Raw genomic sequence first — 25,674 nt, forward strand, 5'->3', positions numbered from 1 at the left:
ACCCCGTTGCGGGGAGTGATCACACCATGCAGAACCTGGCAGAAGGGCTACGGCTCCCCACGAACGCGCTCGACTACTCGATCCTCGCGATCTACTTCGTCGTCGTCCTCGGCATCGGCTTCGCCGCCCGCCGCGCCGTCCGGACCAGCCTCGACTTCTTCCTGTCCGGCCGGTCACTGCCCGCCTGGGTCACGGGTCTGGCGTTCATCGCCGCCAACCTGGGCGCCACCGAGATCCTGGGGATGGCCGCCAACGGCGCACAGTACGGGGCGTACACGGTGCACTGGTACTGGATCGGCGCCATTCCGGCCATGGTCTTCCTCGGCCTGGTGATGATGCCGTTCTACTACGGCTCCAAGGTCCGCTCCGTGCCGGAGTTCCTGCTGCACCGCTTCGGACCGGCCTCGCACCTGCTCAGCTCGATCATCTTCGCGGTGTCCGCTCTGCTGATCGCGGGCGTCAACCTCTACGCGATGGCGATCGTGCTGGAGGCGCTGATCGGCTGGCCGCAGTGGGTGGCGATCGTCGTCTCCGGCTTCTTCGTGCTCTTCTACATCACCCTCGGCGGCCTGTCCTCGGCCATCTACAACGAGGTGCTGCAGTTCTTCGTGATCCTCGCGGCGCTGATCCCGCTCACCGTCGTCGGCCTGAAGCGGGTCGGCGGCTGGTCCGGGCTGACGGACTCGCTCACCGACTCGCACGGCGCCGCGTTCCTCACCGCCTGGGACGGCACGGGCATCGGCTCGCCGAACCCGCTGGGGGCGAACTGGCTGACCATCGTGCTGGGCCTCGGTTTCGTCCTCAGCTTCGGCTACTGGACGACCAACTTCGCCGAGGTGCAGCGCGCCCTGTCCGCGAAGAACCTCTCGGCCGCCCAGCGCACCCCGCTCATCGCCGCGTACCCCAAGATCTTCATCCCGCTGATCGTGGTCCTGCCGGGGCTGATCGCGCTCGTCATGGAGCCGGGCATCGGCAAGCCCGGCAGCGGGCTCCAGTACAACGACGCGATCCCGGTGCTCATGCGCGACCTGCTGCCCAACGGCGTCCTCGGCATCGCGATCACCGGGCTGCTCGCCGCCTTCATGGCCGGCATGGCGGCCAACGTCTCGTCCTTCAACACCGTCTTCACGTACGACATCTGGGGTGCCTACGTACGGCGTGACCGGCCCGACCTGTACTACGTCACCACCGGCCGCGTGGTGACCGCGATCGGCGTGCTGATCGGCATGGGCACGGCCTTCATCGCCTCGTCCTTCAGCAACATCATGAACTACCTGCAGACGCTGTTCTCGTTCTTCAACGTGCCGCTGTTCTGCGTCTTCATCCTCGGCATGTTCTGGAAGCGCTCCACCGCCGCGGCCGGCTTCTGGGGGCTGCTGAGCGGCACGGTCGCCGCGATGATCAACTACTTCGGGTTCTACAAGGGCGGACTGATCTCGATCCCCAGCGACCAGGGCGCCAACTTCGTCTCCGCCATCGCCGCCTTCGTCGTCGGCGGTGTGGTGATGGTCCTCGTCTCGTGGTTCACCAAGCCCAAGCCCGTCGAATCACTGGCCGGACTCGTCTACGGGACCACCTCCCCCGGCATGGCCGAGCCGCCCGCCCAGGGCGACGACGCCTGGTACCGCAGGCCCGCACTGCTCGGCTGGGGCGCCGTCCTCCTGGCCGTGCTGTGCTACATCCCCTTCTCCCTGTGAGGTGACGCGTCGTGAGCGAGTACGGCAACGAGCCGGATTTCCAGCACCGCATCGAGGACCTGGAGCAGAAGTCGGCCTCGGCGGCACGCCTGTTCGACGTGCGCCGTGTGATCGGCGGCCTCTTCGTGGTCTACGGGGTGATCGTGACCATCGCCGGGATCACCGCGTCCGACGCGGACATCGCCAAGGCCCAGGGCATCAACATCAACCTCTGGACCGGGATCGGCATGCTGGTGCTGGGACTGCTCTTCCTCCTGTGGATGAAGCTCAGTCCCCCTCCTCCGCCGCCCGCTGCGCAGGAGACGCCTGAGCCGGGATCGCACCGCCCGGGAGATGGTGACTGACCCGGTCCAGCAGCCCCGTGCGGGCCGCCAGGGCGGCGGCCTCCAGCCGGGAGCCCACCCCCAGCTTCATCAGCACCCGCTGGACGTGCGTACGGGCGGTGCTCGGCGCGATCCGCATGCCCGCCGCGATCAGCCGGGTGTCCTCACCCTCCGCGACCCGCAGCAGCACCTCGACCTCGCGCGGGGTGAGCATCTGCAGCAGTCTGGTGCCCTCGTCGTCCGGCTCGGCCACCGGGTTGAGCAACTCGGCGAACGCGCCCTGCAGCAGCGCGGGCGCAACGGCCACCTCGCCGGCACGCGCCTTGGCCATCGCCCGCTCGACGCCCTCGATCCGCTCGTCGTGCCGTACGTAGCCGGAGGCGCCGGCTGCGAACGCGGCGGCTATCCCGCGCGGGTTGGGCACCGGCCCCAGGACCAGCACCGCGACCCCCGGCCGCTCCCGCTTGATGCGCACGACCGCGTCGAAGGCGCCCGGCTCGGCCGGCGCCGCCGTCCCGATCAGACACACCTCGGGCGACCGGCTCAGTACGAGATCCGCCGCGCCCGACGCGGGCGCGGCCGCCGCGAGCACCCGGTGCCCGCGCAGCTTCAGCGCCGAGGCGAGCGCCTCGGCCAGCAGACGATGGTCGTCGACGACGACGAGCCGTACGCCCATGGGCGTCCCCCTCATCCCCCCATGGACTGGTGCGGGCCTGCCCACCGAGTCCAAGCCGGTCCCCCTTCACATGCCGCGGCGAAGCCCCTCCGGCATACCGCCTGTGCCCCCGCGGCGGCCCCGGGCCATGCCCGGGAAGGTACACGCTTGTTCGACGCTTTGCGCCCCCTACTCGGCAGAAGCCTCCCTAAATCCGCATTATCTCCAAACATGGCCGACTTGCGACCGGGTGTGCTTGTTTGCGGGCCCGCGCGCCGTCGCTCTCCCCGCGGCCCGGTCAGCCGAAGGCGGCGATGGACCGGTCCGTCAGGTTGGCGGAGGCGGAGATGTGGTCGGAGGTCAGGAAGAAGTGGTCCTGGTACAGCCACCAGCCCGAACCGCTGTCCAGGAAGTCGTTCTCCAGGTCCTTGCCGCTCTCCGGCAGTTCCATGAAGACGGTGAACCCGCGGGTCGCGGGATCGAGCCGCAGCAGGCGGCCCGGCTTGTCGTAGGTGTTCTTCTGGTACGCGACGACCTTGCCGCCGCTGACGCCGACGATCTTGAGCTCGCGCTCCTGGTCGGGCTTGGCGAGCCACTTCGGCTTGCCGGTGGTGAGGTCGAGCGCGGCGATCTCGTTCGTCTGCGAGTAGGAGGTGCCGCTGCCCGAATGGGTCTTGGTGGGCAGGTAGATGGTCGTGCCGTCGACGGCGACGTTGGTGCACCGGTTGTCCTCGCAGTGGATCCGGTACGTGGCGTCCGCGCCGCCCGCGCCCAGCGAGATGCGGCTCTTCATCTTGCCGCCGTCCAGGTACACGATGTCGGTCATCGACAGGCTGCCCGCCGACAGCCCCACGACCACCGGGTCCGTGGAGATGACGCTGTACACCTCACTGCCGCTCGGCACCTGCCAGGACCACTTCTTGGCGCCGCCGGCGCCCAGGCCCTGCACGTACTCGTCACCGCCGAAGCCGCCGCACTCGACGACCGCGACCAGCGCGGTGCCGCCGTGGTAGCCCTTGTCGGTGCACTCCGAACCGGCCTTGGGCGTCCACAGCACGGCCCCGGTGCTGATCTTGTACGCGACCGAACCGCCGATCCAGGAGACCGCCGCCGTGTCGCCCGTGAGCGCGATCTGCGAGTAACTGTGCGAGGTCCGGCCGTCCGGGTCGGGCAGCTTCTTCGCCCACAGCTTCTTGCCGTGGGCGATGTCGACGGCGATCACGCTGTCGCAGTCCGTGCCGTACTGCAGCACCAGGCGGTCACCGGCCGCCGACTCCGGGCCCGGGCAGGACTCCCCCTCCAGCGGTATCGACCAGTTCTCCTTGCCGCTGTCGAGGTCGAAGGAACGCAGCGCGTCCGGCATCGTCTTCACGACGGCGTTGCCGGTGAACCAGGCTTCCGCGACCGGGGCGGTGATCTCGGACTTGGGCGGGCGCACCGCCTTCTTGTCCCACAACGCGCGGGCCTTCAGCGGGCCGTCGCCGGCCGGGCGGCTGCTGCCGCCGCCCTTCGCCGGGGTGTCCGCGGGCCCGTCCTCGCCGCCGCCCGCGGCCAGGAAGACCCCCGCGCCGACGACCAGGACGGCCGCGATCGCCGCCGCCACGATCCCGGCCACCTTGCCGTTGCCGCGCTTCGGCGGCTGCGGGTACTGCGGGTACGGCTGGTAGCCGTACCCGGGGAGGGGCTGGGTCGGCGCCTGGGCGTACGGGTTGGGGCCGTACGGGCCCGGCGGCGGGGGCGGGGGCGGGGGCGGCTGCTGCTGCCCCTGGGGGTGCGTCGGCGGCTGGGCGTAGGGGTTGGGCTGCTGCGGCGGGTAACCGTACTGAGGCGGCTGCGGCCCGAATCCGGGCTGGTTGCCGGGGGGAGGCGGCGGCTGCGACATCAGCGGGCACCTTTCGGGCACAGGTGTGCGGGGGCGGACGGTGACCCTCTTTGTACCACCGGTGACGCACCGTTCCGCCCCGCGCCGAAGGACCGTTACGGCACTGCTACACCTCGTCGGCCAGCTCCAGCCAGCGCATCTCCAGTTCCTCGCGCTCGGCGGCCAGCGACCGCAGCTCCATGTCGAGTTCGGCCACCTTCTCGAAGTCGGTGGCGTTCTCGGCGATGGCGGCGTGCAGCTTCGACTCCCGCTCGCCGATCTTGTCCAGCTGCCGCTCGATGCGCTGCAGTTCCTTCTTGGCCGCGCGGCTGTCGCCGCCGCCCTTCGGCTTGGCGGGGGCGGGGGCGGGGGTGGCGGCCTCGACGGCGGCGCGGCGCCGCTCCAGGTACTCGTCGATGCCGCGCGGCAGCATGCGCAGCGTCGCGTCGCCGAGCAGGGCGAAGGTGCGGTCGGTGGTGCGCTCCAGGAAGTACCGGTCGTGGGAGATGACCACCATCGAGCCGGGCCAGCCGTCGAGCAGGTCCTCCAGCTGGGTCAGGGTCTCGATGTCCAGGTCGTTGGTGGGCTCGTCGAGGAAGAGCACGTTGGGCTCGTCCATCAGCAGCCGCAGCAACTGCAGCCGGCGCCGCTCGCCACCGGACAGGTCACCGACCGGGGTCCACTGCTTCTCCTTGGTGAACCCGAACTTCTCGCAGAGCTGACCCGCCGTCACCTCCCGTCCCTTGCCGAGGTCGACGCGGCCGCGCACCGACTCCACCGCCTGCAGCACCCGCAGCGACGGCTCGAGTTCGGCGACCTCCTGCGACAGGTAGGCCAGCCGTACGGTCTTGCCGACCACCACCTTGCCGGCCACCGGCTGCTGCTCGCCCTCGCTGACGGCGGCGTCCGCGAGCGCCCGCAGCAGGGACGTCTTGCCCGCGCCGTTGACGCCGACCAGGCCGACCCGGTCGCCGGGGCCCAGCTGCCAGGTCAGGTGCTTCAGCAGCACCTTGGGCCCGGCCTGCACGGTCACGTTCTCCAGGTCGAAGACGGTCCTGCCCAGCCGGGTCGTCGCGAACTTCATCAGCTCGGCGTTGTCACGCGGCGGCGGCACGTCGGCGATCAGCTCGTTGGCCGCCTCGATGCGGAAGCGCGGCTTGCTGGTGCGGGCGGGGGCGCCGCGGCGCAGCCAGGCCAGCTCCTTGCGCATCAGGTTCTGCCGCTTGACCTCCTCGGTCGCGGCGATCCGCTCGCGCTCGGCGCGGGCGAAGACGTAGTCGCTGTAACCGCCCTCGTACTCGTGGACGTCACCGCGCTGCACGTCCCACATGCGGGTGCAGACCTGGTCCAGGAACCAGCGGTCGTGGGTCACGCACACCAGGGCCGAGCGCCGTGCCCGCAGATGGCCGGCCAGCCAGGAGATGCCCTCGACGTCGAGGTGGTTGGTGGGCTCGTCGAGCACGACCAGGTCCTGCTCGGCGATCAGCAGCTTCGCCAGCGCGATCCGGCGGCGCTCACCACCGGAGAGCGGCCCGATCACCGTGTCCAGCCCCTGCGGGAAGCCGGGCAGGTCCAGCCCGCCGAAGAGGCCGGTGAGCACGTCCCGGATCTTCGCGTCGCCCGCCCACTCGTGGTCCGCGCGGTCGCCGACCACCTCGTGCCGGACGGTGGCCTGCGGGTCCAGGCTGTCGTGCTGCGTCAGCACGCCCAGCCGCAGGTCCGAGGTGTGCGTCACCCGCCCGGTGTCCGGGCCTTCCAGCTTCGCCAGCATCCGGATCAGGGTCGTCTTCCCGTCGCCGTTGCGGCCGACGACGCCGATGCGGTCGCCCTCCGACACGCCGAGCGAGATCCCGTCCAGCAGGGTGCGTGTTCCGTACACCTTGCTGACGGACTCGACGTTGACCAGGTTGACGGCCATGGGACTCCTGTCACTACGAAAGAACGACCTCCCAGGGTAGTGCGGCCCGCCTACCCCCCGGGTACGGCGACCGCCCCCCGGACACCAGTGCGGGTGGTCCCGCCCCGCTCCCGGTCAGCCGACCGTGCCTCGCGCGCCCAGTCGCTGCCAGGCCTCACGGTCGTCCGGCAGGCCCAGCCGGGCGAACGTGATCTTCCGGTTGCCGTTGACCGCGTCCCATAGATCGTCACGGGCCGCGACATCGCGGGCGAAGGCGCTCTGCTGGGCGGTCGGCGCCTCGGGCAGGCCTTCGGGGAAGGCGACCCGCAGATACGGCCCCAGGTCCGGGCACGGAGCGAGCCGGAAGCCCAGCGGCACCGCCGCCGCCGCGCTCTCGTACAGTGCGGCGAAGTCCGTGACCCGGGCGCAGAGCACGGCGACCAGGGTCCAGCGCGGAGGCTCGCCACCGAAGCGGGGCAGCGCGGAGAGCCTGTCGAATGCCCGCGGGGAGCGGGTCGCGTCCACGAGTACGTCCAGCGCGTGCGGGTCGTCCGCCAGAGCGGGCGCGAGCGCGGCGGCCGTCCGCACCGCCGGGTCGGGGTCGGCCAGCCAGGCACGGGGCTCACCGCCCAGTTCGCCGAGATCCAGGAGCAGCGAGGCGCGTGCCTCGACGGACCCGGTCGCGTGGGCCTGGGCTTCCAGGCGCCCCCTCAGGCCGGCGGCCCGGGGAGCCGTCGCCGGATGACGCAGCAGCGGGGCGGCGGCGGCCCATGCCGCGGTGCGGACGTCCGCATCGGGGTCGTCGAGCAACTCCGCCACCGGGTCGAAGAGGTCGGGGAGCGCGTCGTAACAGTCGAGTGCCGCGCGCGTGAGCACGAGGTCGCCCGTTTCCCCGTCCTCCGTCCAGAGATCCACCTGCCCGTCCTCGTCCTCGGCGAGGTACCGGGCGAGCCAGGTGTCGATCGCGGATGCCGACTCCGGGACGGCGGGATACGCCCGGGCCCGCAACTCGGGAACGGCGTCCGCGAGATCGACGGCGGCCGCCACATCCTTCAGGAAGGTGAGGGCACCCTCTCGCATCTCGGGGATCGCCAGCATCCGGGCGGCGATCCTCGCCACAGGTGCCGTCGCGGGCCAGACGGTGCCCTGGTGCAGGATCGCCGACCACAGGTGGTCCGCCGCGGTGGACGCGGCCTTCTCGTCGTCGCCGAGCAGGGCCTTCAGATGGCCGGGGGTGTCGGTCGCCACCTGGTAGGCGTGGAAGAACCGGTCCCAGGCTATGCCGTCGATCTCGGCGAGGATCTGCTGCTTCACACGCAGACCGTATCGGCCTCGGTACGGCGGGCCACGCCGAGGTGTCGTCCTCAGCCCCGGCTGCGGCCCGACCGCTCCACCAGGGCCCAGCCGGCGACGGCCATGAGGACGGCGGCCGGGGCCGTGACGCGGAAGGCGATCAGGGTGGCCGAGTGGCCGTCGAGGAGGCCGCCGAAGCCGACGGCGGACAGGCCGAGGACGCCCAGCAGCGCGAGGGCGACGCCGAACGCGGCACCAGGGCCGGAGAGCGGGCCCGGCGCCCGGGCGGGGCGCGGGGCCGGGGGGCGTTCGGCGCGGCGGAAGACGGCGACCAGGGCGGCGGTGAGGGCGGTCGCGGCCGCCACGCGCAGCGGCACCTGGGCCCACCAGGCGGCGGTTGCCGGGGCGGGCAGTGTGCGGCCCAGGGAGGTCAGCGCGCCGTACACGGCGAGCATGGCCGTGAGGTGCCAGAGGAAGGCCGTCATCGCGATGCCGTTCGCGGTGACCACGCCGCGCCACACGCGCGGGCGCTCCAGCAGGCGCGCGGCGGGGCGCCGCAGCAGTTCGACCGCGCCGACCAGCCACACGCCGTGGCAGAGCAGGGCGAGCGTGGGCGGCGCCATGTTCGAGATCCGCTCGCCGGGCATGCCCACCATGGACAGCGGGTACGGCCCGAGCGCCACCAGCGCGACCGCCCCGGCCAGCCCGCACGCGGCCGCCGCCGCGGGCAGGCGCAGCCTGCCGTCCGCCCGCAGGAAGCCCAACTGGTGCACCGCGAGCCAGACGAAGGCGAAGTTCAGGAACGGCACGTAGGCCACGTCGAGGGCGAAGCGCAGCACGTCCACCACGGCCGCGCCGGCCGACAGCGCGACGAAGGCGCCCCAGCCGTACCGCTCGTGCAGCCGCAGCAACGGCGGGGTGAAGGCCACCATGCCGAGGTAGATCCCGATGAACCACAGCGGCTGCGCCACCAGTCGCGCCGCCACGTCCGGCACGGGGAGCAGCAGCGCGCCCGCGGCCCACACCGCGACGAACAGCATCGTCGGCCGCAGCAGCCGGCGCAGCCGGGCCCGCAGGAAGGCCGCGTACCCGCCGCCGGAGCGGGCGACGGAGCGGTAGGAGAGCGCGTGCGAGAAGCCGCCGACGAAGAAGAACACCGGCATGACCTGCAGCACCCAGGTCAGCGGTTGCAGCGCCGGGCGCAGCGCCAGCAGGTTGCCGACCTCGACGCCACCGCCGGCCCCGGTGGTCACCGCCGCCATCAGCCAGTGCCCCAGCACGACCGTGGCCAGCGACGCCACCCGCAGGAAGTCGACGTAACGGTCCCGTGCCGCGGGCGTGGTCGCGGCGATCTCTCCGGCTGTCATCCCCATGACGGCACGATCCCGCGCCGGGGCGCCGCTCCGTCAGGCCCGCCCTACTCAACTCGCCCCGGAAGACGGTGAGTACGGGTACTCAGAGCAGGGTCGCGCCCTGCACGGGGCCGGTGGTGACCCGTACCGCGCGGCAGGTGCCGGAGGCGGCGAGGGCGCCGGCCACGGCCTGCGCGGACTCGGCGTCCTTGGCGAGGAAGGCGGTGGTGGGCCCGGAGCCGGAGACCAGGGTGGCCAGGGAGCCGGCCTCGGCGCCCGCGGCGAGGGTCGCGGCCAGCGAGGGGCGCAGGGAGAGCGCGGCCGGCTGGAGGTCGTTCGCCAGGGAGGCGGCGAGGGCCACGGCGTCACCGGTGCGCAGCGCCTCCAGCAGGGCCGGGGACGCCTGGGGCTCCGGCACCTCCGCGTCGCCGCGCAGCCGGTCGCACTCGCGGTAGACCTCGGGCGTGGACAAGCCGCCGTCGGCGACGGCGAAGACCCAGTGGAAGGTGCCGCCGGTCTCCAGCGGCTCCAGCAGCTCGCCGCGGCCCCGGCCGAGGGCGGCGCCGCCCACCAGGCTGAACGGGACGTCGCTGCCGAGTCCGGCGCAGATCGCGAGCAGCTCCTCGCGGCTCGCGCCGGTGCCCCACAGTGCGTCGCAGGCGACCAGGGCGCCCGCCGCGTCGGCGCTGCCGCCGGCCATGCCGCCCGCGACGGGGATGTCCTTGGCGATGTGGATGTGGACGTGCGGCTCCAGCCCGTGCCGCGCCGCGAGCGCGGTCGCGGCGCGGGCGGCGAGGTTGCTCGCGTCGGCCGGGACCTGGTCGGCGTCCGGTCCGGCGACCGTGATCCGCAGCTCCTCGGCGGTGGGGTCGCCCATGCCGGAGGCCAGGGGAGTGACGGTGACCTCGTCGTACAGGCCGACGGCGAGGAAGACGTTGGCCAGGTCGTGGAAGCCGTCGGGGCGCGGTCCGCCCACCGCGAGCTGGACGTTGACCTTGGCGGGGACGCGGACGGTCACGGACGCGGGTCGGCGGGTCACTTGCGCGGTTCTCCTCGGAGCGTGAGCGTGGCGCACTCGATGCGGGGCCGTCGGTGCGTGGGCCTTCGGTGCGTGGGGCACGGCGGCGCCCCCATTGTGCCCTCTGTTACCGCAGTGAGCGGCCGCCACCGCCGTGCTCGGCGATCGCCGCGAACTCCTCCACGGTCAGTGCCTCCCCGCGCGCCTGCGGCGACACCCCCGCGGCCACCAGCGCCTCCTCGGCGGCGGCGGCCGAGCCCGCCCAGCCGGCCAGCGCGGCCCGCAGCGTCTTGCGGCGCTGCGCGAAGGCGGCGTCCACGACCGCGAAGACCTGCTCGCGGGTCGCGGTGGTGGCGAGCGGCTCCTTGCGGCGGACGAGCGAGACCAGGCCGGAGTCCACGTTCGGGGCGGGCCAGAAGACGTTGCGGCCGATGGCCCCGGCCCGCTTCACCTCGGCGTACCAGGCCGCCTTCACCGAGGGCACCCCGTACACCTTGGAGCCGGGCCCTGCGGCCAGCCGGTCGGCGACCTCGGACTGCACCATGACCAGGGAGCGCTCGATGCTCGGGAAGGTCGCGAGCATGTGCAGCAGCACCGGGACGGCCACGTTGTACGGCAGGTTGGCCACCAGCGCCGTGGGCGGCGGACCGGGCAGCTCCTCGACGCGCAGCGCGTCGCGGTGCACGAGCGCGAAGCGGCCGGCCCGGCCCGGCAGGCGGGCGGCGACGGTCGAGGGGAGGGCCTCGGCCAGCACGTCGTCGATCTCCACGGCGGTGACGTGCTCGGCCACCTCCAGCAGCGCCAGCGTGAGCGAGCCGAGCCCCGGGCCGACCTCGACGACCACGTCGTCGGGCCGGACGTCCGCGGTGCGCACGATGCGGCGCACCGTGTTCGCGTCGATGACGAAGTTCTGGCCGCGCTGCTTGGTGGGGCGGACGCCCAGCGCGGCGGCCAGCTCACGGATGTCGGCGGGGCCGAGCAGGGCGTCGTCGGCGGGACCGGAGTGGTCGGTGGTGCTCACCGCTCCAGGGTATCCGGGCCCGGCGGGACCTCCGGCGGGCTAGGAGTAGAGCTTGCGGCCGCACACCGGCCAGGGGCTGGCACCGCGCTGGATGTACAGGCGCTTGGCACGGTACGTCTGCTCCTTGGCGGAGGCGTCCTGGGGGCGGCCGTGGCCGCCCAGGTTGCGCCAGGTGCGCTGGTCGAACTGGTAGAGGCCGCCGTAGGTGCCGGAGGCGTCCACCGCGTTCGGGCGGCCGCCCGCCTCGCACCGGCCGAGGGCCTTCCAGTTGAGGTGGTCGGCGCCCTGGACGCTGTCGGGGAGCGGCTTGGTGCCGACGCGCACGACCTGCCGCACGGGCTCGCGCAGCACCTCCTCGGCGATGCGCCGCGGCTTGCGCCGGACCCCGTCGACCGTGCGGTACGCGTACGTGACGCGGCGCAGCCCGTTCCTGCCCCGGGTGTCGACGGCGGTGGTGCCCTCGAACAGCGAGGGGTCCTGCGTCCGCTCGACGGGGAAGGGCACCGGCTCCTCGTGGACCTCGTCGTGGCCCCGGATGCGCCGGACGGAGATCGTCTGGCCCTCGCGCGGGAAGCTGTCGGGGTCGGCGGAGGTGGTGTCGAGGCCGTGCAGGGCGATGCCGGCGTCACGCAGCGCCTCGCCGACGGTGGCGGCGTTGGTGCGCACCGGCCGTTCGTGGCCGTCGACGAGGAAGGTCACCTGGCGTTCGGTGCGGACGTCCAGCTCCAGCCCGTGCCGCCCGATCGCCTCGCCGCGGGAGGCGGACAGGTACGCGCCGTCCGCGCGCACGCCCAGCTGGCGCAGGGCGCCGTCCACGGTGCCGGCCGTGGTCCAGATCCGGCGGGGCCGGCCGTCGAGGGTCAGCGCGATCGGGCGGCCGTACCGGACGGCGACGGTGTCGCCGTCCTGCAGCTCCGCGTCGGGGTCGGGGGCCACGATGTCGTGGTCGCCGACCTCGATGCCCTGGCGCTGCAGCAGTTCCTCCACGCTCCCGGCGAAGGTGTGCAGGGTGCTCGGCCGGCCGTCCACGCTGAGCTGCACGGCCTTGCCGCCGGCGAGGTAGGCGGTGCTGCCGCCCGCCAGGCAGGCGACGACCAGGGCCTGGGGCAGCAGCCTGCTCAGCGCGTCCGGGCGCCGTGCGGCGCGCCTGCGCCGGGCGGCCGCGCGTCCGGGACGCGGCTCGACGTCCTCGTCGGCGGGGGCCGTGCCCGGTGTCCTGCGGTAGGGGCCGTCCGCGTAGGACCGTGTTCCGGCCTGCGTCGTGCCCGCCTTGCTCATGTTGCTCACGGCGTACCTCCGGCCCGGTCCGATCGGACCGAACCGGGACCATAGCGGAGGATTCGCCACTCTCCCAAGCCGGACGGTCACGCCGTGTCGCCGGACGAAGGGGCCGCGACACCCATCGTGACCGTGGTCAGCGCGCCCTGCGCCGCCCCCGGCGGCCGCCGGCGCGGCCACCGGGCGTCCGGAATCGGACATCCGGCGTTACGCCGACCGCGCGAACCGTGCGACGCGGCGTCAGTAGCCGAAGGCACGGGCCGTGTTGGCCCCGATGGCCGCGGCGAGCTCGTCCTCCGCGGCACCCCGGGCGGCGGCCATGGCCCGCACGGTGACCGGGATCAGGTAGGGGGCGTTGGGGCGGCCGCGGTGCGGTACGGGGGTGAGGAAGGGCGCGTCGGTCTCGACCAGGAGGAGCTCGGCGGGGGCGACGGCCACTGCGTCGCGCAGGTCCTGGGCGGACTTGTAGGTGACGTTGCCGGCGAAGGACATGTAGTAGCCCTTGTCGGCGCAGAGCTTGGCCATCTCCGCGTCGCCGGAGTAGCAGTGGAAGACGACGGTGCCGGGCGCGCCCTCCTCGTCGAGGATGCGCAGCACGTCGGCGTGGGCCTCGCGGTCGTGGATGACCAGGGCCTTGCCGTGCCGTTTGGCGATGTCGATGTGGCGGCGGAAGGAGTACTGCTGGGCCTCGACGCCGTCGGGCCCGGTGCGGAAGTAGTCCAGCCCGGTCTCGCCGACGCCGCGCACCTGGGGCAGCGCGGCGAGGGCGTCGATCTCCGCGAGGGCGGCGTCCAGCGCGGGCAGCCCGCCCGCCTCGCGGGCCCCCTGGCGCGACCACCCGTCCGGATCGCCGTGGACGATCCGGGGGGCCTCGTTGGGGTGCAGGGCGACCGCCGCCCACACCTGGTCGTGCGCCCCGGCGGTGCGCGCCGCCCAGTGGGAGCCGTCGACGTCGCAGCCGACCTGGACCACGGTCGTCACGCCGACGGACGCCGCCTTCGCCAGCGCCTCCTCGACGCTGCCCTCCTGCATGTCGAGGTGGGTGTGCGAGTCCGCCACCGGGACCGCGAGCGGTTCGGGGAGGGGAGGGGCGGCGGACGCGTCCTTCTTCGGGCGCCGGCTCTGGCTCTGGTTCTGCTCGGGCATGCCCCAGATCCTAGGCGGGGGGCCGCGGCGGCTACCGGGCGTCCCTCCTGCGGTGCAGCAGGTTGCGGGGCGACCAGTGCCGTGCGCGGCGCTCTGCGTCCTCCACGGCGGGCGCGGCCGGCACCCGGCGCATGTCGGAGGCCGCGGGCAGGGGACCGGCGGCCGCGGTGGCCGACCAGGACCCGGCGACATCGGAGACCTGTCCGGCCCGCATGATGCGGACCTTGTGGCTCTCGCACTCCACGCACGTCGGCCGGGTCAGCGGGGACGGGACCCGCTTGCCGTCCGCCATGTACCAGACGACCTCGTGACCCTGCGCGTCGACGTGGTGCTCGATCTCGTACGCCTGCTCCCATCCCCGTCCGCAGCTGATGCAGACGAAGGCGTACGCCTCACGAACCGTGCCATCGGTTCCGATGGTCTCGCTCATGGCAGCTCCTGTTGCCCTCCGGACGAGGCGTCCGGAGCGGGACTTCCCTCCATCAGCGAACGCCCGGGAAGGCGCCGGCGATAGCGGGGGTGCCCTTTCTTGAGCCAGTTTTGGGGAGTATGTGACGCGGGGCCGAGCAGGCGGCCCAGGTTTTTCCCTCTCCTACGATAGGACTTTGCACCGCGCCGCGTTTAGCCGGTTGTGGGCTGGTTCGCGGCGTGCTTCGCGGACACCACGGCGTCGAAGACCTCCCGCTTGGGCAGCCCCGCCTCCGTCGCCACGGCCGCGATCGCCTCCTTGCGCCGCTCCCCCGCCTCCTCACGGACCCGGACCCGGCGCACCAGCTCGGCGGCGTCCAGTTCCTGCGGCCCGGTCTCCGGGGCGCCCTCGACGACGATGGTGATCTCCCCGCGCACCCCCTCGGCGGCCCAGGCCGCCAGTTCCTCCAGGGGACCGCGCCGGACCTCCTCGTAGGTCTTGGTCAGCTCGCGGCAGACGGCGGCCCGGCGCCCGGCGCCGAAGGCCTCGGCCATCGCCGCGAGGGTGTCGGCGAGGCGGTGCGGGGCCTCGAAGTACACCAGGGTGCGCCGCTCCCCCGCGGCCTCGCCCAGCCGGGCCCGCCGCTCGCCGGCCTTGCGGGGCGGGAAGCCCTCGAAGCAGAAGCGGTCCACGGGCAGGCCGCTGAGGGCGAGCGCAGTCAGCACGGCGGACGGTCCGGGGACGGCCGTCACCCGGATGTCGCGCTCGACGGCGGCCGCGACCAGCCGGTAGCCGGGGTCGGAGACCGAGGGCATCCCGGCGTCGGTGACGAGCAGCACCCGGGCGCCCTCCTCCAGCGCCGTGACCAGCTCCGGGGTGCGGGCCGTCTCGTTGCCCTCGAAGTAGGACACGACCCGGGCGGTGGTGGTCACGCCCAGGGACTGGGTGAGCCGGCGCAGCCGCCGGGTGTCCTCGGCGGCGATCACGTCGGCCCCGGCCAGCTCCGCGGAGAGCCGGGGCGGCGCGTCGGCGACGTCACCGATGGGGGTCCCTGCGAGCACGAGTACGCCTGCGGCCGGTCCTGCGGAGCTAGTCACCGCCCCAGTCTCCCATCCGCGGCACACCCGGCCGGGCCTGCCGCGGCACGGCGGCGTACCCCCGGTTGGCCCGGTCCTCAGCACATACACATGCGGCTTCCCTACGATGGCCCGGTGACGAGTGACACCGCGACGCATGCGCACCGGGTCGAGGACGCCCCCAAGGCCGCGGAGGAGCAGAGCCCCTGGCAGCGGCAGCTGCGCCGCTTCGGCTACGTGGACCGCCCGCGCCCCGACGTGCGCGAGCGCCTGGTCCCGCCGTTCCCCGAGCCGGGGACACGGGCGTGGGCGGCGCTCGGCGTGGGCCCGGCGACGGCGCGCCGGCTGGCCCGCTGGACGGGCTGGGGCGGGCCGCTGCTCGTGGCGTTCTTCGCGGGCCTGCTGCGGTTCTGGAACCTGGGCAGCCCGCACGCGGTGATATTCGACGAGACGTACTACGCGAAGGACGCCTGGTCGCTCCTGCAGTACGGCTACGAGGGCAGCTGGCCGGACAAGGCCAACGACCTGATCCTCGCCACCCCGCCCTCCATCCCGCTCTCCGACGCCCCCTCGTACGTGGTGCACCCGCCGGTCGGCAAGTGGGTGATCGCCTCCGGTGAGTGGATCTTCGGGCTGAACCCCTTCGGCTGGCGCTTCGCGATGGCGGTGCTCGGGACGCTGTCGGTGCTGATGCTCTGCCGGATCGGCCGCCGGCTGTTCCGCTCGACCGCGCTGGGCTGCCTCGCGGGCGGCCTGATGGCGGTCGACGGCCTGCACTTCGTCATGAGCCGCGTCGCCCTGCTCGACCTCGTCGTCATGTTCTTCGTGCTGGCCGCCTTCGGCTGCCTGCTGATCGACCGGGACCGCGCACGGGCCCGGCTCGCCGCCGCCCTGCCCGAGGGACGCCCTGACGACCGCGTCGCCTCCTTCACGTGGCTGGGCGTCCGCCCGTGGCGGATCGCGGCCGGGATCTGCCTGGGCCTGGCCATCGGCACCAAGTGGAACGGCCTGTACGTGCTGGCGCTGTTCGGCGTCCTCACCGTGCTGTGGGACGCCGGCGCCCGCCGCCTGGCGGGTGCCCGCCACCCCCGGCTGACGGCGTTCTGGCTGGACGGGCTGTGGGCGGGCCTGTCCGTGGTCGGCGTCGCCGTCGTCACCTACCTGCTGTCCTGGCTCGGCTGGTTCACCACCGACAAGGGCTACGACCGTGACTGGGCCAAGAGCGACGGCGGCTTCCCCTCCCGGTCCTGGGCGGCGCTGCGCAGCCTGTGGCACTACGAGTCGCAGGTGTACGACTTCCACGTCAACCTGCACTCCCCGCACACCTACCAGTCCAACCCGTGGAGCTGGCTGGTCCTGGGCCGCCCGGTGTCGTACTTCTACGAGTCCCCCAAGCTCGGCGAGGACAACTGCACCGCGGCCGGCGGCTGCGCCCGCGAGGTGCTCGCGATCGGCACCCCGCTGCTGTGGTGGGCCGGGTGCTTCGCCCTGCTGTACGTCCTGTACCGCTGGATCTTCCGCCGCGACTGGCGCGCCGGTGCGATCGCCTGCGGCATCGCGGCCGGGTACCTGCCGTGGTTCCTCTACCAGGACCGGACGATCTTCCTCTTCTACGCGGTCGTCTTCGTGCCCTTCCTCTGCCTCGCGCTCGCGATGATGCTCGGCGCGCTCCTCGGACCCCCCGGCGCGAGCGAACGCCGCCGCATGTGGGGCGCGGTCGGCGCGGGCACGCTGGTGCTGCTGATCGTCTGGAACTTCATCTACTTCTTCCCGCTCTACACCGGGCAGACGATCCCCATGGACGCCTGGCGCGACCGGATGTGGCTGGACACCTGGATCTGACCCGCCCGGCCGCGGGGCCGCTGACCTGCTCGGTGACCGTTTGCAGGGGGACGACCACGGACCTAGCGTGAACCCCGAGGGAATGTCACGTATGTCCGCCCCCGATCGCAACGTGCCCGGTCAGGCGTCGGCGCTCGACAGCGTCGGCGCGGCTCTGGCGGTGGTCGACGCGGAGGGGGTCCTCGTCCGCTGGACCGAGGTCGCGCGGAGGCTGCTGGGGTACGCGGCGGCGGACGTCCTGGGCAGGCCGGCCTCGATGCTGCTGGACGGCCCGGCGGGCGGGCCGCGGGGGTTCACGTGGGAGTGGGCCGGTCCGGTCGCGCTGCGGCACCGCGACGGCGGGCTGCTGGACGTGGACCTGCGGGTGACCGGGTTGCCGGGGGCCTCGGGCACGACGGACTGGCTGGTCGCGACGGCCGGGGTGCCTGCGTCCGTGCTGGAGTCGGCCGCGGAGCTGTGCCCCTTCCCGATGGCGATCTGGGACAGCGACCTGCGCACCGCGTGGCTGAACGACGCCCTGGCCGAGGCGTTCGGCCTCTCCCGGGAGGAGCGCCTGGGCCGGCACCTGGACGAGTCACCGCTCTACTCGAACACCGAGCAGGTCGAGGCCCTGCTGCGCGAGGTCCTGGAGAGCGGCGTCCCGGTGATCGACCGGGAGCTGAGCCAGCTGGACCGGCTGCGGCACCGCGCCTACGCACTCTCCGTCTTCCGCATCGAGGACGTCCGCCACGGCCGGGCCGGCGTCTGCTCGGTCAACGTGGACGTCACCGAGAGCCGGCGGGCCAGGGACCGCATGACCGTGCTCGGCCGCGCGGCGACCAGCATCGGGACCAACCTGGACGTCCTGCAGACCGCGCAGGACCTCGCCGACCTGCTGGTGCCGCTGCTCGCCGACTACGCGACGATCGACCTCGCGGAATCGGTGCGGCTCGGTGACGCCCCGCTCACCCGGCTCGGCCCGCTGGAGGACGGCAACGTCCCCGTCTTCCACCGGGCGGGGATCGCCTCGGTCCACCACGACTTCCGGGAGTCGCTCTACGCACGCGGCAGCCCCGTCTTCGTCCCCCCGCACTCGCCGTTCATCGAGGTGCTGAGCTCCGGCCGGACGTACATGGAGACGGAGCTGGACACCGAGCCCGGCACGTGGCTGGAGGAGGACCCGCGGCGACTGGAGCGGGTCCTCGACCTCGGGATGCACAGCCTGCTGATCCTCCCGGTTGTCGCGCGGGACGAGATCCTCGGTGTCGCCGTGCTCGTCCGCAGCGAGAACCCCACGCCGTTCGACGAGAACGACAGGACGCTCGCGGAGGAGCTGGTCAGCCGGGCCGCCCTCAGCCTGGACAACGCCCGCCGCTACACGCGCGAGCACACCATGGCCCTGACGCTGCAGCGCAGCCTGCTCCCCCGCAACCCGAGCGCCGGGTTCTCCCTGGAGACGATCTGGCGCTACCTCCCGGCGGACACGCAGGACGGCGTGGGCGGCGACTGGTTCGACGTGATCCGGCTGTCCGGTGCCCGGGTGGCCCTGGTCGTCGGGGACGTCGTCGGGCACGGGCTCAACGCCGCCGCGGCCATGGGGCGGATCCGCACGGCGGTGAGCACCCTCGCCGGCCTGGACCTGCCCCCCGACCGGCTGCTGTCCGCGCTGGACGACCTCGTCGTCCGGCTGGGTTTCGAGGACTCCGACGAGCCCTCGCCCGCCGCCGGCATCCTCGGCGCCACCTGCCTGTACGCGGTCTACGACCCCACCGACGAGCGCCTGACCATCGCCCGGGCCGGGCATCCGCCGCCGGTGATCATCACCCCGGACGGCACGGCGGCCTTCCCGGAGATCCCCGCCGGCGCGCCACTGGGCGTGGGACTGCGGTCCTTCCCGTCGGTCGACCTGGAAGTGCCCGCGGGGAGCGTGATCGCCCTGTACACCGACGGGCTCGTGGAGACCCGGGACGGTGACATCGACGAGGGTCTGGAGCGCCTGCGGACCGCGCTCAGCCGGCCGCCGGGCACGTCGCTGGAGGACCTGTGCACCGCGGTGGTCGACCTGCTGCCCAAGCGCGGGCAGGACGACGACGTCGCCCTGCTGCTGGCCAAGACCTGCCGGCTGAGCCCCGACCGGGTGTTCACCGTGGAGGTGCCCGCCGATCCGGCCGCGGTCGGACGGGTGCGGGCCGAGGCGGCCCGGCAGCTGTCCGTCTGGGGGCTGGACCGGCTGCGGGCGGCCGCCGAGCAGATCGTCGCGGAGTTGCTGGCCAACGCCGTCCTGCACGGGGCGGGACCCGTACGGATGCGGCTCATCCGGCACATGAAGCTGGCCTGCGAGGTCTTCGACGCCGGTCCGGGCCCGCCGCTGCCGCGCCGTCCCGACCCCACCGACGAGGGCGGCCGGGGCATGCTGATCGTCGCGGAGCTGTGCACGCGGTGGGGTGTCCGCAGGACCGCGGGAGGCAAGATCGTCTGGGCGGAACTGGCCCTCACCGACGAGGAACGGCTGCCGCCGGGGCCGGAACGGTGACCCCGCCGCGCGATGGCCCCGACCGGCGGACTTTCCCGATCGATGGGAAGCGCGTGCCGAAGCTGTGACCCGGTCGACAGCCTCAGGTCCCTCTCCGTCCCGTAGAGTGCGCTTGCATTGCCTCATTTTTGAACACGTTCAGGGGGACCACGGGGAGGGTCGGTGCCATGCGCCGAGGTGTGAAGCTGGGGATCGTCGCCACGCTGACCGCGGGACTGGTGGGGACCGCGGGGTACGGGGCGTACAACATCTACAACGGGCTGGCCGGGGGCGGCGGTTTCGCCACGGAGGCCGCCCCGGTGGAGACCGGGCCGCCGACCGCGGCGGAGGTGAAGAAGACCGCCGCGGACTTCCTGGCCGCGTGGGCCAAGGGGGACACCACCGCGGCAGGGGCCCTCACCAACCACGCGGCGGCGGCCTCCGGGGACCTGTCCGCGTACCGGGAGCAGGCGCACGTCGCCCGCGTACGGCTGACGCCGGGCACGGCCCAGGGGGCCGTGGTGCCGTTCAAGGTCGTGGCCTCGCTCTCCTACCAGGGCAAGTCCTCCACGTGGACGTACTCCTCGGCCCTCACCGTCTTCCGCGGCGAGACCACCCATCGCCCCCTGGTCGACTGGGAACCCGCGGTGCTGCACCCCAAACTGACGGAAGGTCAGTCGCTGGAGACCGGTGAGGCCGCCTCGCCGCCGGTGGTCGTCGTCGACCGCAACGGCAAGGAGCTGGACGCCGACGACTACCCGTCCCTGGCCTCGGTGCTGCCGCAGCTGCGCGAGCGCTACGGGGCCAAGCTCTCCGGCGGCAAGCCGGGCATCGAGACCTGGGTGAACGGCGCCGACGGCCCCGGGCAGACGCTGCACGTGATCACCAAGGGCACGGCCGCGAAGCTCCCCACCACCTTGGACGCGACGCTGCAGAAGGCCGCCGAGCAGGCGGTCAAGCGCAGCAGCCAGTCCTCGGTCGCCGCGGTCAGGACCGGCACGGGCGAGATCCTCGCCTTCGCCAACAACCCGGCGAGCGACAACAACAACGCCTTCAACGCGCAGGTCGCCCCCGGCTCCACCTTCAAGGTCGTCACCGCGACCGCCCTGCTGGAAAAGGGCGTGTCCCCGGGCACCCCGGCGCCGTGCCCGGCGACCGCGAACTTCGACAACGGCAAGATGTTCCACAACGTGGAGAGCTCCTCCGACCCCTCGGCCACCTTCCAGCGGGACTTCGCGATCTCCTGCAACACCGGCTTCATCAAGCTCGCCGGCCACCTCGACGAGTCCTCGGTCCCCTCGGTCGCCCAGCGCTACTACGGCTTCGGCCGGACCTGGAACGTCGGCGTCCCGGCCTGGGACGGCCGCGTCCCCGGCGGCCCGGGCGACGAGATGACGGAGGAGATGATCGGCCAGGGCCAGATACAGATGAGCCCGCTCAACATGGCCTCCGTCGCCGCCACCGTGCAGAACGGGGTGTTCCGCCAGCCCCGGCTGGTGGCCGCCGGCCTGATCGAGGGTCCGCTGGCGAAGGCGGGCAGCGCCCTCCCGTCCGGCGTACGGAGCAACCTCAAGTCGATGATGCGGCTGACCGCGTCGAGCGGCACCGCCGCCGGCGCGATGCGCGGGGTCTACGGCGACGTCGGCGCCAAGACCGGCTCCGCGGAGGTCGGCGGCCAGGAACAGCCCAACGGGTGGTTCCTCGCCTACCGCGGTGACGTCGCCGCCGCCGGGATGGTCCTGGAGGGCGGGCACGGCGGCGACTCCGCCGGGCCGATCGTGGCCTCGGTGCTGAAGGCCGCCTCGTGACCCGCCCGCAAATGGCTTGGCACCCTGGCCCCGCCGAGGGCTAGCGTGCTGGTCATGTCGACATCAGCTGCAGCCCATCCCCGGTTCGCGGAGGCACTCACCGCGCTGGGGCTCCAGGTACCCGTGCGCGCCTTCCCGGACGCGACCCGCACCGCGGCGCAGGCCGCCGCGGCGATCGGCTGCGAGCTCGGCCAGATCGTCAAGTCCCTGATCTTCGCGGCGGACGGGGTCCCGGTGCTGGTGCTGATGGACGGCGCGTCCCGGGTCGACGTGGAGCGGGTCCGCGCCGAACTCGGCGCGGGCGAGGTACGCCGGGCCGACGCGGACCTGGTGCGCGAGACCACGGGGTACGCCATCGGCGGCGTACCCCCCTTCGGGCACCGGACCCGCACCACCGTCCTCGCCGACCGGGGGCTGCTGGCGCACGGCACCGTGTGGGCGGCCGCCGGCACCCCGCACACCGTCTTCCCCATGGCCCCGGCCGAACTGGTCGGGCACGCCGGGGCGACCCTCGCCGACGTCCGCGAACGCACCGCGTGACGCCCCTGATAGCGGCGGCCGTCCTGCTCGCGGCGGTCACCCACGCGGCGTGGAACGCCATCGCCCACGGCATCAAGGACCAGCTCGTCGCGTTCACCCTCGTCGGGGGCGGCGGAGCGATCTGCGGCGCGGCGATCGCCGGGTTCGCCCCGCTGCCCGCGGGGGACGCCTGGCCCTACCTGATCGTGTCGGTGGGGATCCACATGGCGTACATGTACCTGCTGATGAAGTCCTTCACGCTGGGGGACTTCGGGCAGGTCTACCCCATCGCGCGCGGTGTCGCCCCCATGGTCGTGACGCTGCTGGCGGCGGTCTTCGTGGGCGAGGTGCCGGACGCCCTGCAGACCGCGGGCGTCCTCGTCGCCTCCGCCGGGCTGGGCGGGGCCGCCCTGTGGGGCATGCGCGGCCGCAGCAAGGACTGGCCGGCGGTGGGCGCGGCCGTGGGCACCGGGCTGACCATCGCGGCGTACACCGTGGTCGACGGGGTCGGCGTCCGCGCGTCCGGCACCGCCCTGGGCTACGTCGCCTGGCTCCTGCTCATCCAGGGCGTCCTGCTCGTGTGCTGCGCCCTCGCGGTGCGCCGCGCCGCGCTCCCCGCGCAGCTGCGCCCGGTCGCCGCCCGCGGGCTGCTCGGCGGGGCACTGTCCATGTCCGCGTACGGCCTCGTCCTGTGGGCCCAGACGCGGGGCGCCCTCGCGCCGATCGCCGCCCTCCGGGAGACCTCCATCATCGCGGGGGCGGTCATCGGGGCGGTCTTCTTCAAGGAGCGGCTGGGGCGCCCGCGCATCGTCGCGGCGCTTGTGGTCGTGGCCGGGATCGGGCTCATGCTTCACGTGTGACGGCGCGTTCGTCTGTGGCCCGGTGGTTGTGCGCGGGTGCGTTGCGCCTGCGGCGGGCATCCCCCGCCCGCCCTCCCTCCCTCCCTCCCTCCCCCAGCCTTCGGCCGGGGGTGCCCCCAACTTCCCCGCCCCCTCAGTTGGTTCCGCGACCAACGGCCGTTGGGGGTTCAGAGAGCGGTCCGGGGTTGCCGCAAGTGCCCTACATACCCCCCACCGGCCGTCATGCGCCCATACGACGGGAGGGGGTGTGGCGGGGTGCGCCCATGGGGGTCCCCCCGGCCGAAGGCTGGGGGAGTGCGCCGCCGCGGCCCCGACCCCACTCCAACGGAGCGCAGGCCCGCACTGACCGCGCCGGATGGGGGTCCCCCCCGGCCGAAGGCTGGGGGAGGGCGGGCGGCGGGGAAACCGCCCGCCGCAGGCGCAACTGAGCCGCACACAACCACCGGGCGGCACACAGACACCGGGCCCCACAGAACGCACCCCGGGCGTCAGTCCAACGCCGCGCGGAAGCCGGACCCGTTGACGAGGATGCCCCCGTCGACGGGGAGCGTGAGGCCCGTGATCCAGGACGCGTCCTGGGAGGCGAGGAACGCGACGGCCGCCGCGATGTCGTCGGGCTCGCCGACCCGCCCGAGGGGGTACACCCCGGCGAGGCGGTCGAGGGCCTCGTCGCGCCCCGCCCACGCGGGCGTCCGCACCGTGCCGGGGGCGACGAGGTTGACCCGGACGCCGCGCGGGGCGGCGTGCACGGCCAGCGTGCGGGTCAGCGACGCGAGGCCCGCCTTGGCGGCGCTGTAGGCGTGGTTGCCGAAGTTCATGTGCCCGTTGACGGAGCCGATGCTGACGATCGCCCCGCGCCCGCCCGCCTGCGCCAGCAGCGGCAGCGCCGCGCGGGCGCAGCGCATGGCCCCGGTGAGGGTGACCTCCAGGTCCTCGTACCACTCCGCGTCGGGGAGGTCCTCGAACCGCGGGGGGTCCACGTGGCAGGCGTAGGCGTTGTTGACGAGCACGTCGAGCCGCCCGAAGCGCTCGGCGGCGTACGCCATGGCGGCGTCCACCGCGGCCTGGTCGACGACGTCGCACGCCACCGCCGCGGCCCGGCCGCCGGTCTCCTTGCCGAGGGCCTCCGCCGTCGCGGCGGCACGCTCCCCGTCCAGGTCGGCCAGCAGGACGTCCGCGCCCTCGGACATCAGGCGCCGGGCGGTCGCCGCGCCGATGCCCTGGGCGCCTCCGGTGACGACGGCGACGTGTCCCTCGAACCTGCGCATGGCGTCATCCCCCGCGGGCGAGCGATGTTGAGAGGCGCTGCCCTCTCGCCTCCTTACTCGCGCGTAGCGTAACGTGCCTGCACACCAAAGGGGAGCGGAAAGGCACACCATGGCGCTGGACGCGGACGTCATCGTCGTCGGAGCGGGGCTGGCCGGTCTGGTCGCGACGGCCGAGCTGGCCGACGCGGGCCGCAAGGTCCTCCTGCTCGACCAGGAGCCGGAGAGCAACCTCGGCGGTCAGGCGTTCTGGTCCTTCGGCGGGCTGTTCCTCGTCGACTCCCCCGAGCAGCGCCGGATGCGGATCAAGGACAGCCGCGAACTCGCCCTGCAGGACTGGATGGGGACCGCCGGCTTCGACCGTGCCGAGGACCACTGGCCGCGCAAGTGGGCCGAGGCGTACGTGGACTTCGCCGCCGGCGAGAAGCGGTCCTGGCTGCACGCGCAGGGGATACGGTTCTTCCCGGTGGTCGGCTGGGCGGAGCGCGGGGGCTACCTCGCCACCGGGCACGGCAACTCGGTGCCCCGCTTCCACATCACCTGGGGCACCGGGCCGGGTGTCGTGGCGCCGTTCGTCCGCCGGGTGCGGGAGGCGGTCGCCAAGGGGCTGGTGGAGCTGCGCTTCCGGCACCGCGTGACGGCGCTGACGACGACGGGCGACGCGGTGGACGGCGTGGCGGGCGAGGTCCTGGTGGACAGCGACGCCGAGCGCGGCCAGGCGAGTTCGCGGGAGATCCGCGCGGAGTTCCAGCTCAGGGCGCAGGCGGTGGTCGTCACCTCGGGCGGGATCGGCGGCAACCACGACCTGGTGCGCAAGGCCTGGCCGGAGCGGCTGGGCACGCCGCCGCGCAAGCTGCTGTCGGGCGTTCCGGCACACGTGGACGGCCTGATGCTGGGGATCGCCGAGGCGGCCGGGGCACACCTGATCAACGGCGACCGGATGTGGCACTACACCGAGGGCATCGAGAACTGGAACCCGATCTGGGCCAGGCACGGCATCCGCATCCTGCCGGGGCCGTCCTCCCTGTGGCTGGACGCGACCGGCAAGCGCCTGCCGGTGCCGCTCTTCCCGGGCTTCGACACCCTGGGGACGCTGGAGCACATCATGCGCTCCGGGCACGAGTACACGTGGTTCGTCCTCACCCAGAAGATCATCGAGAAGGAGTTCGCGCTGTCGGGCTCCGAGCAGAACCCGGACCTGACCGGCAAGAGCGTGCGCGACGTGCTCAAGCGCGCGCTGCCGGGCGCGCCGGGCCCGGTCGAGGCGTTCAAGGAGCACGGCGTCGACTTCGTCGTCGAGGACGACCTGGCGGCGCTGGTGCGCGGCATGAACGCGATCACCAAGGACGACCTGATCGACGAGACGGCGCTGCGCCGCGAGATCGAGGCCCGCGACCGCGAGATCACCAACACCTTCACCAAGGACCTGCAGGTCACCGCGATCCGCGGGGCCCGCAACTACATCGGCGACAAGCTGATCCGCACCGCGGCGCCGCACCGGCTGCTGGACCCGAAGGCGGGCCCGCTGATCGCCGTACGGCTGAACATCCTGACCCGCAAGTCGCTCGGCGGGATGGCGACCGACCTGGACGCGCGGGTGCTGCGCGCCGACGGCGAGCCGCTGCCCGGGCTGTACTCGGCGGGTGAGGCGGCCGGCTTCGGCGGCGGCGGGGTGCACGGCTACCGCTCGCTGGAGGGGACCTTCCTCGGCGGCTGCATCTTCTCCGGCCGTACTGCGGGCCGCGCGGCGGCGAAGGCGACCGCCTGACCGCTTCCCGGGACACCCCTTGGCGCTGCCGCGCCGTGCCGACCCCGGTCCTGACCGGTCGCGGGCGGGAGGCACCATGGGAGGAGCAACAACGG

Annotated in this window: 20 protein-coding genes; 8 read left to right on the forward strand and 12 right to left on the reverse strand. The window is 73.4% G+C overall.

Annotated features, from left to right (window positions below; genetic code table 11):
• Positions 1 to 26 precede the first annotated feature (26 nt).
• Both AC1VWI_RS19390 and AC1VWI_RS19395 read left to right on the forward strand, forming a co-directional pair.
• Positions 27 to 1,697 carry a sodium:solute symporter family protein gene (locus AC1VWI_RS19390; RefSeq protein WP_499512270.1) on the forward strand — a complete coding sequence of 557 codons (1,671 nt, stop codon included), beginning with the start codon at positions 27 to 29 and terminating at the stop codon, positions 1,695 to 1,697.
• A gap of 11 nt (positions 1,698 to 1,708) precedes the next feature.
• On the forward strand, positions 1,709 to 2,041 hold the full coding sequence (locus tag AC1VWI_RS19395) for a hypothetical protein (RefSeq protein ID WP_499512271.1): 333 nt from the start codon (positions 1,709 to 1,711) through the stop codon (positions 2,039 to 2,041).
• On the opposite strand, the gene AC1VWI_RS19400 is transcribed toward AC1VWI_RS19395, so the two are convergent.
• From AC1VWI_RS19400 to rsmI, 11 genes are all read right to left on the reverse strand, one after another.
• Positions 1,965 to 2,696, reverse strand: coding sequence for a response regulator transcription factor (locus tag AC1VWI_RS19400; RefSeq protein WP_499512272.1), 732 nt, complete (start codon positions 2,694 to 2,696; stop codon positions 1,965 to 1,967). The two genes, AC1VWI_RS19395 and AC1VWI_RS19400, sit on opposite strands and share 77 nt — an antisense overlap.
• 277 nt (positions 2,697 to 2,973) lie before the next feature.
• Positions 2,974 to 4,557 carry an outer membrane protein assembly factor BamB family protein gene (locus AC1VWI_RS19405; RefSeq protein WP_499512273.1) on the reverse strand — a complete coding sequence of 528 codons (1,584 nt, stop codon included), beginning with the start codon at positions 4,555 to 4,557 and terminating at the stop codon, positions 2,974 to 2,976.
• A gap of 106 nt (positions 4,558 to 4,663) precedes the next feature.
• A complete protein-coding gene (locus AC1VWI_RS19410) occupies positions 4,664 to 6,454 on the reverse strand; it encodes an ABC-F family ATP-binding cassette domain-containing protein (RefSeq protein ID WP_499512274.1) in 1,791 nt (596 codons plus the stop codon).
• 114 nt (positions 6,455 to 6,568) lie between these two features.
• Entirely contained in the window at positions 6,569 to 7,747 is a 1,179-nt protein-coding gene (locus AC1VWI_RS19415; RefSeq protein ID WP_499512275.1) for a hypothetical protein, read from the reverse strand.
• Positions 7,748 to 7,797: 50 nt separating this feature from the next.
• Positions 7,798 to 9,099, reverse strand: a complete 1,302-nt coding sequence (locus AC1VWI_RS19420; protein WP_499512276.1) for an acyltransferase family protein — start codon at positions 9,097 to 9,099, stop codon at positions 7,798 to 7,800.
• Positions 9,100 to 9,181: 82 nt separating this feature from the next.
• Entirely contained in the window at positions 9,182 to 10,117 is a 936-nt protein-coding gene (locus AC1VWI_RS19425; RefSeq protein WP_499512277.1) for a 4-(cytidine 5'-diphospho)-2-C-methyl-D-erythritol kinase, read from the reverse strand.
• 106 nt (positions 10,118 to 10,223) lie between these two features.
• Positions 10,224 to 11,117, reverse strand: coding sequence for a 16S rRNA (adenine(1518)-N(6)/adenine(1519)-N(6))-dimethyltransferase RsmA (gene rsmA, locus AC1VWI_RS19430; protein WP_499512278.1), 894 nt, complete (start codon positions 11,115 to 11,117; stop codon positions 10,224 to 10,226).
• Positions 11,118 to 11,156: 39 nt separating this feature from the next.
• Positions 11,157 to 12,404 (reverse strand): resuscitation-promoting factor, encoded by a 1,248-nt coding sequence (locus tag AC1VWI_RS19435; protein WP_499512279.1) that lies wholly within the window; start codon positions 12,402 to 12,404, stop codon positions 11,157 to 11,159.
• A gap of 231 nt (positions 12,405 to 12,635) precedes the next feature.
• Positions 12,636 to 13,541 (reverse strand): TatD family hydrolase, encoded by a 906-nt coding sequence (locus AC1VWI_RS19440; protein ID WP_499512280.1) that lies wholly within the window; start codon positions 13,539 to 13,541, stop codon positions 12,636 to 12,638.
• Positions 13,542 to 13,572: 31 nt separating this feature from the next.
• Positions 13,573 to 13,971 carry a hypothetical protein gene (locus AC1VWI_RS19445; protein ID WP_499512281.1) on the reverse strand — a complete coding sequence of 133 codons (399 nt, stop codon included), beginning with the start codon at positions 13,969 to 13,971 and terminating at the stop codon, positions 13,573 to 13,575.
• Between the two features lie 191 nt (positions 13,972 to 14,162).
• The gene (gene rsmI, locus AC1VWI_RS19450; RefSeq protein ID WP_499512282.1) at positions 14,163 to 15,047 is read right to left on the reverse strand and encodes a 16S rRNA (cytidine(1402)-2'-O)-methyltransferase; all 885 of its coding nucleotides are present in this window, start codon (positions 15,045 to 15,047) and stop codon (positions 14,163 to 14,165) included.
• Positions 15,048 to 15,137: 90 nt separating this feature from the next.
• On the opposite strand from rsmI, the gene AC1VWI_RS19455 reads away from it, so the two are divergent.
• The 5 genes from AC1VWI_RS19455 (at position 15,138) to AC1VWI_RS19475 (ending at position 22,546) form a co-directional block, all read left to right on the forward strand.
• A complete protein-coding gene (locus AC1VWI_RS19455) occupies positions 15,138 to 16,868 on the forward strand; it encodes a dolichyl-phosphate-mannose--protein mannosyltransferase (protein ID WP_499512283.1) in 1,731 nt (576 codons plus the stop codon).
• A gap of 91 nt (positions 16,869 to 16,959) precedes the next feature.
• On the forward strand, positions 16,960 to 19,380 hold the full coding sequence (locus tag AC1VWI_RS19460) for a SpoIIE family protein phosphatase (RefSeq protein ID WP_499512284.1): 2,421 nt from the start codon (positions 16,960 to 16,962) through the stop codon (positions 19,378 to 19,380).
• A gap of 167 nt (positions 19,381 to 19,547) precedes the next feature.
• Positions 19,548 to 21,167 (forward strand): penicillin-binding transpeptidase domain-containing protein, encoded by a 1,620-nt coding sequence (locus AC1VWI_RS19465; protein ID WP_499512285.1) that lies wholly within the window; start codon positions 19,548 to 19,550, stop codon positions 21,165 to 21,167.
• Between the two features lie 54 nt (positions 21,168 to 21,221).
• Positions 21,222 to 21,707, forward strand: a complete 486-nt coding sequence (locus tag AC1VWI_RS19470) for a YbaK/EbsC family protein (RefSeq protein WP_499512286.1) — start codon at positions 21,222 to 21,224, stop codon at positions 21,705 to 21,707.
• Positions 21,704 to 22,546, forward strand: a complete 843-nt coding sequence (locus AC1VWI_RS19475; protein ID WP_499512287.1) for an EamA family transporter — start codon at positions 21,704 to 21,706, stop codon at positions 22,544 to 22,546. The genes AC1VWI_RS19470 and AC1VWI_RS19475 overlap by 4 nt, the downstream gene beginning before the upstream one ends.
• Before the next feature lie 488 nt (positions 22,547 to 23,034).
• Here AC1VWI_RS19475 and AC1VWI_RS19480 read toward each other — a convergent pair whose 3' ends face one another.
• On the reverse strand, positions 23,035 to 23,814 hold the full coding sequence (locus AC1VWI_RS19480) for an SDR family NAD(P)-dependent oxidoreductase (RefSeq protein ID WP_499512288.1): 780 nt from the start codon (positions 23,812 to 23,814) through the stop codon (positions 23,035 to 23,037).
• A gap of 109 nt (positions 23,815 to 23,923) precedes the next feature.
• Here AC1VWI_RS19480 and AC1VWI_RS19485 point away from each other — a divergent pair, with 109 nt between their 5' ends.
• Complete coding sequence (locus AC1VWI_RS19485) at positions 23,924 to 25,579, forward strand: FAD-binding dehydrogenase (protein ID WP_499512289.1); 1,656 nt, start codon at positions 23,924 to 23,926, stop codon at positions 25,577 to 25,579.
• The last annotated feature ends 95 nt before the right edge of the window (positions 25,580 to 25,674 follow it).

This window comes from Streptomyces sp. TOM-9 (assembly GCF_056858595.1).

Excerpts from the sequence above, each read along its gene's own strand:
- AC1VWI_RS19390 (WP_499512270.1), top strand. The coding sequence starts at position 27 with ATGCAGAACCTGGCAGAAGGGCTACGGCTCCCCACGAACGCGCTCGAC.
- AC1VWI_RS19400 (WP_499512272.1), bottom strand. The coding sequence starts at position 2,696 with ATGGGCGTACGGCTCGTCGTCGTCGACGACCATCGTCTGCTGGCCGAG.
- AC1VWI_RS19405 (WP_499512273.1), bottom strand. The coding sequence starts at position 4,557 with ATGTCGCAGCCGCCGCCTCCCCCCGGCAACCAGCCCGGATTCGGGCCG.
- AC1VWI_RS19410 (WP_499512274.1), bottom strand. The coding sequence starts at position 6,454 with ATGGCCGTCAACCTGGTCAACGTCGAGTCCGTCAGCAAGGTGTACGGA.
- AC1VWI_RS19420 (WP_499512276.1), bottom strand. The coding sequence starts at position 9,099 with ATGGGGATGACAGCCGGAGAGATCGCCGCGACCACGCCCGCGGCACGG.
- AC1VWI_RS19440 (WP_499512280.1), bottom strand. The coding sequence starts at position 13,541 with ATGCCCGAGCAGAACCAGAGCCAGAGCCGGCGCCCGAAGAAGGACGCG.
- AC1VWI_RS19445 (WP_499512281.1), bottom strand. The coding sequence starts at position 13,971 with ATGAGCGAGACCATCGGAACCGATGGCACGGTTCGTGAGGCGTACGCC.
- AC1VWI_RS19455 (WP_499512283.1), top strand. The coding sequence starts at position 15,138 with ATGCGGCTTCCCTACGATGGCCCGGTGACGAGTGACACCGCGACGCAT.
- AC1VWI_RS19460 (WP_499512284.1), top strand. The coding sequence starts at position 16,960 with ATGTCCGCCCCCGATCGCAACGTGCCCGGTCAGGCGTCGGCGCTCGAC.
- AC1VWI_RS19465 (WP_499512285.1), top strand. The coding sequence starts at position 19,548 with ATGCGCCGAGGTGTGAAGCTGGGGATCGTCGCCACGCTGACCGCGGGA.
- AC1VWI_RS19470 (WP_499512286.1), top strand. The coding sequence starts at position 21,222 with ATGTCGACATCAGCTGCAGCCCATCCCCGGTTCGCGGAGGCACTCACC.
- AC1VWI_RS19480 (WP_499512288.1), bottom strand. The coding sequence starts at position 23,814 with ATGCGCAGGTTCGAGGGACACGTCGCCGTCGTCACCGGAGGCGCCCAG.
- AC1VWI_RS19485 (WP_499512289.1), top strand. The coding sequence starts at position 23,924 with ATGGCGCTGGACGCGGACGTCATCGTCGTCGGAGCGGGGCTGGCCGGT.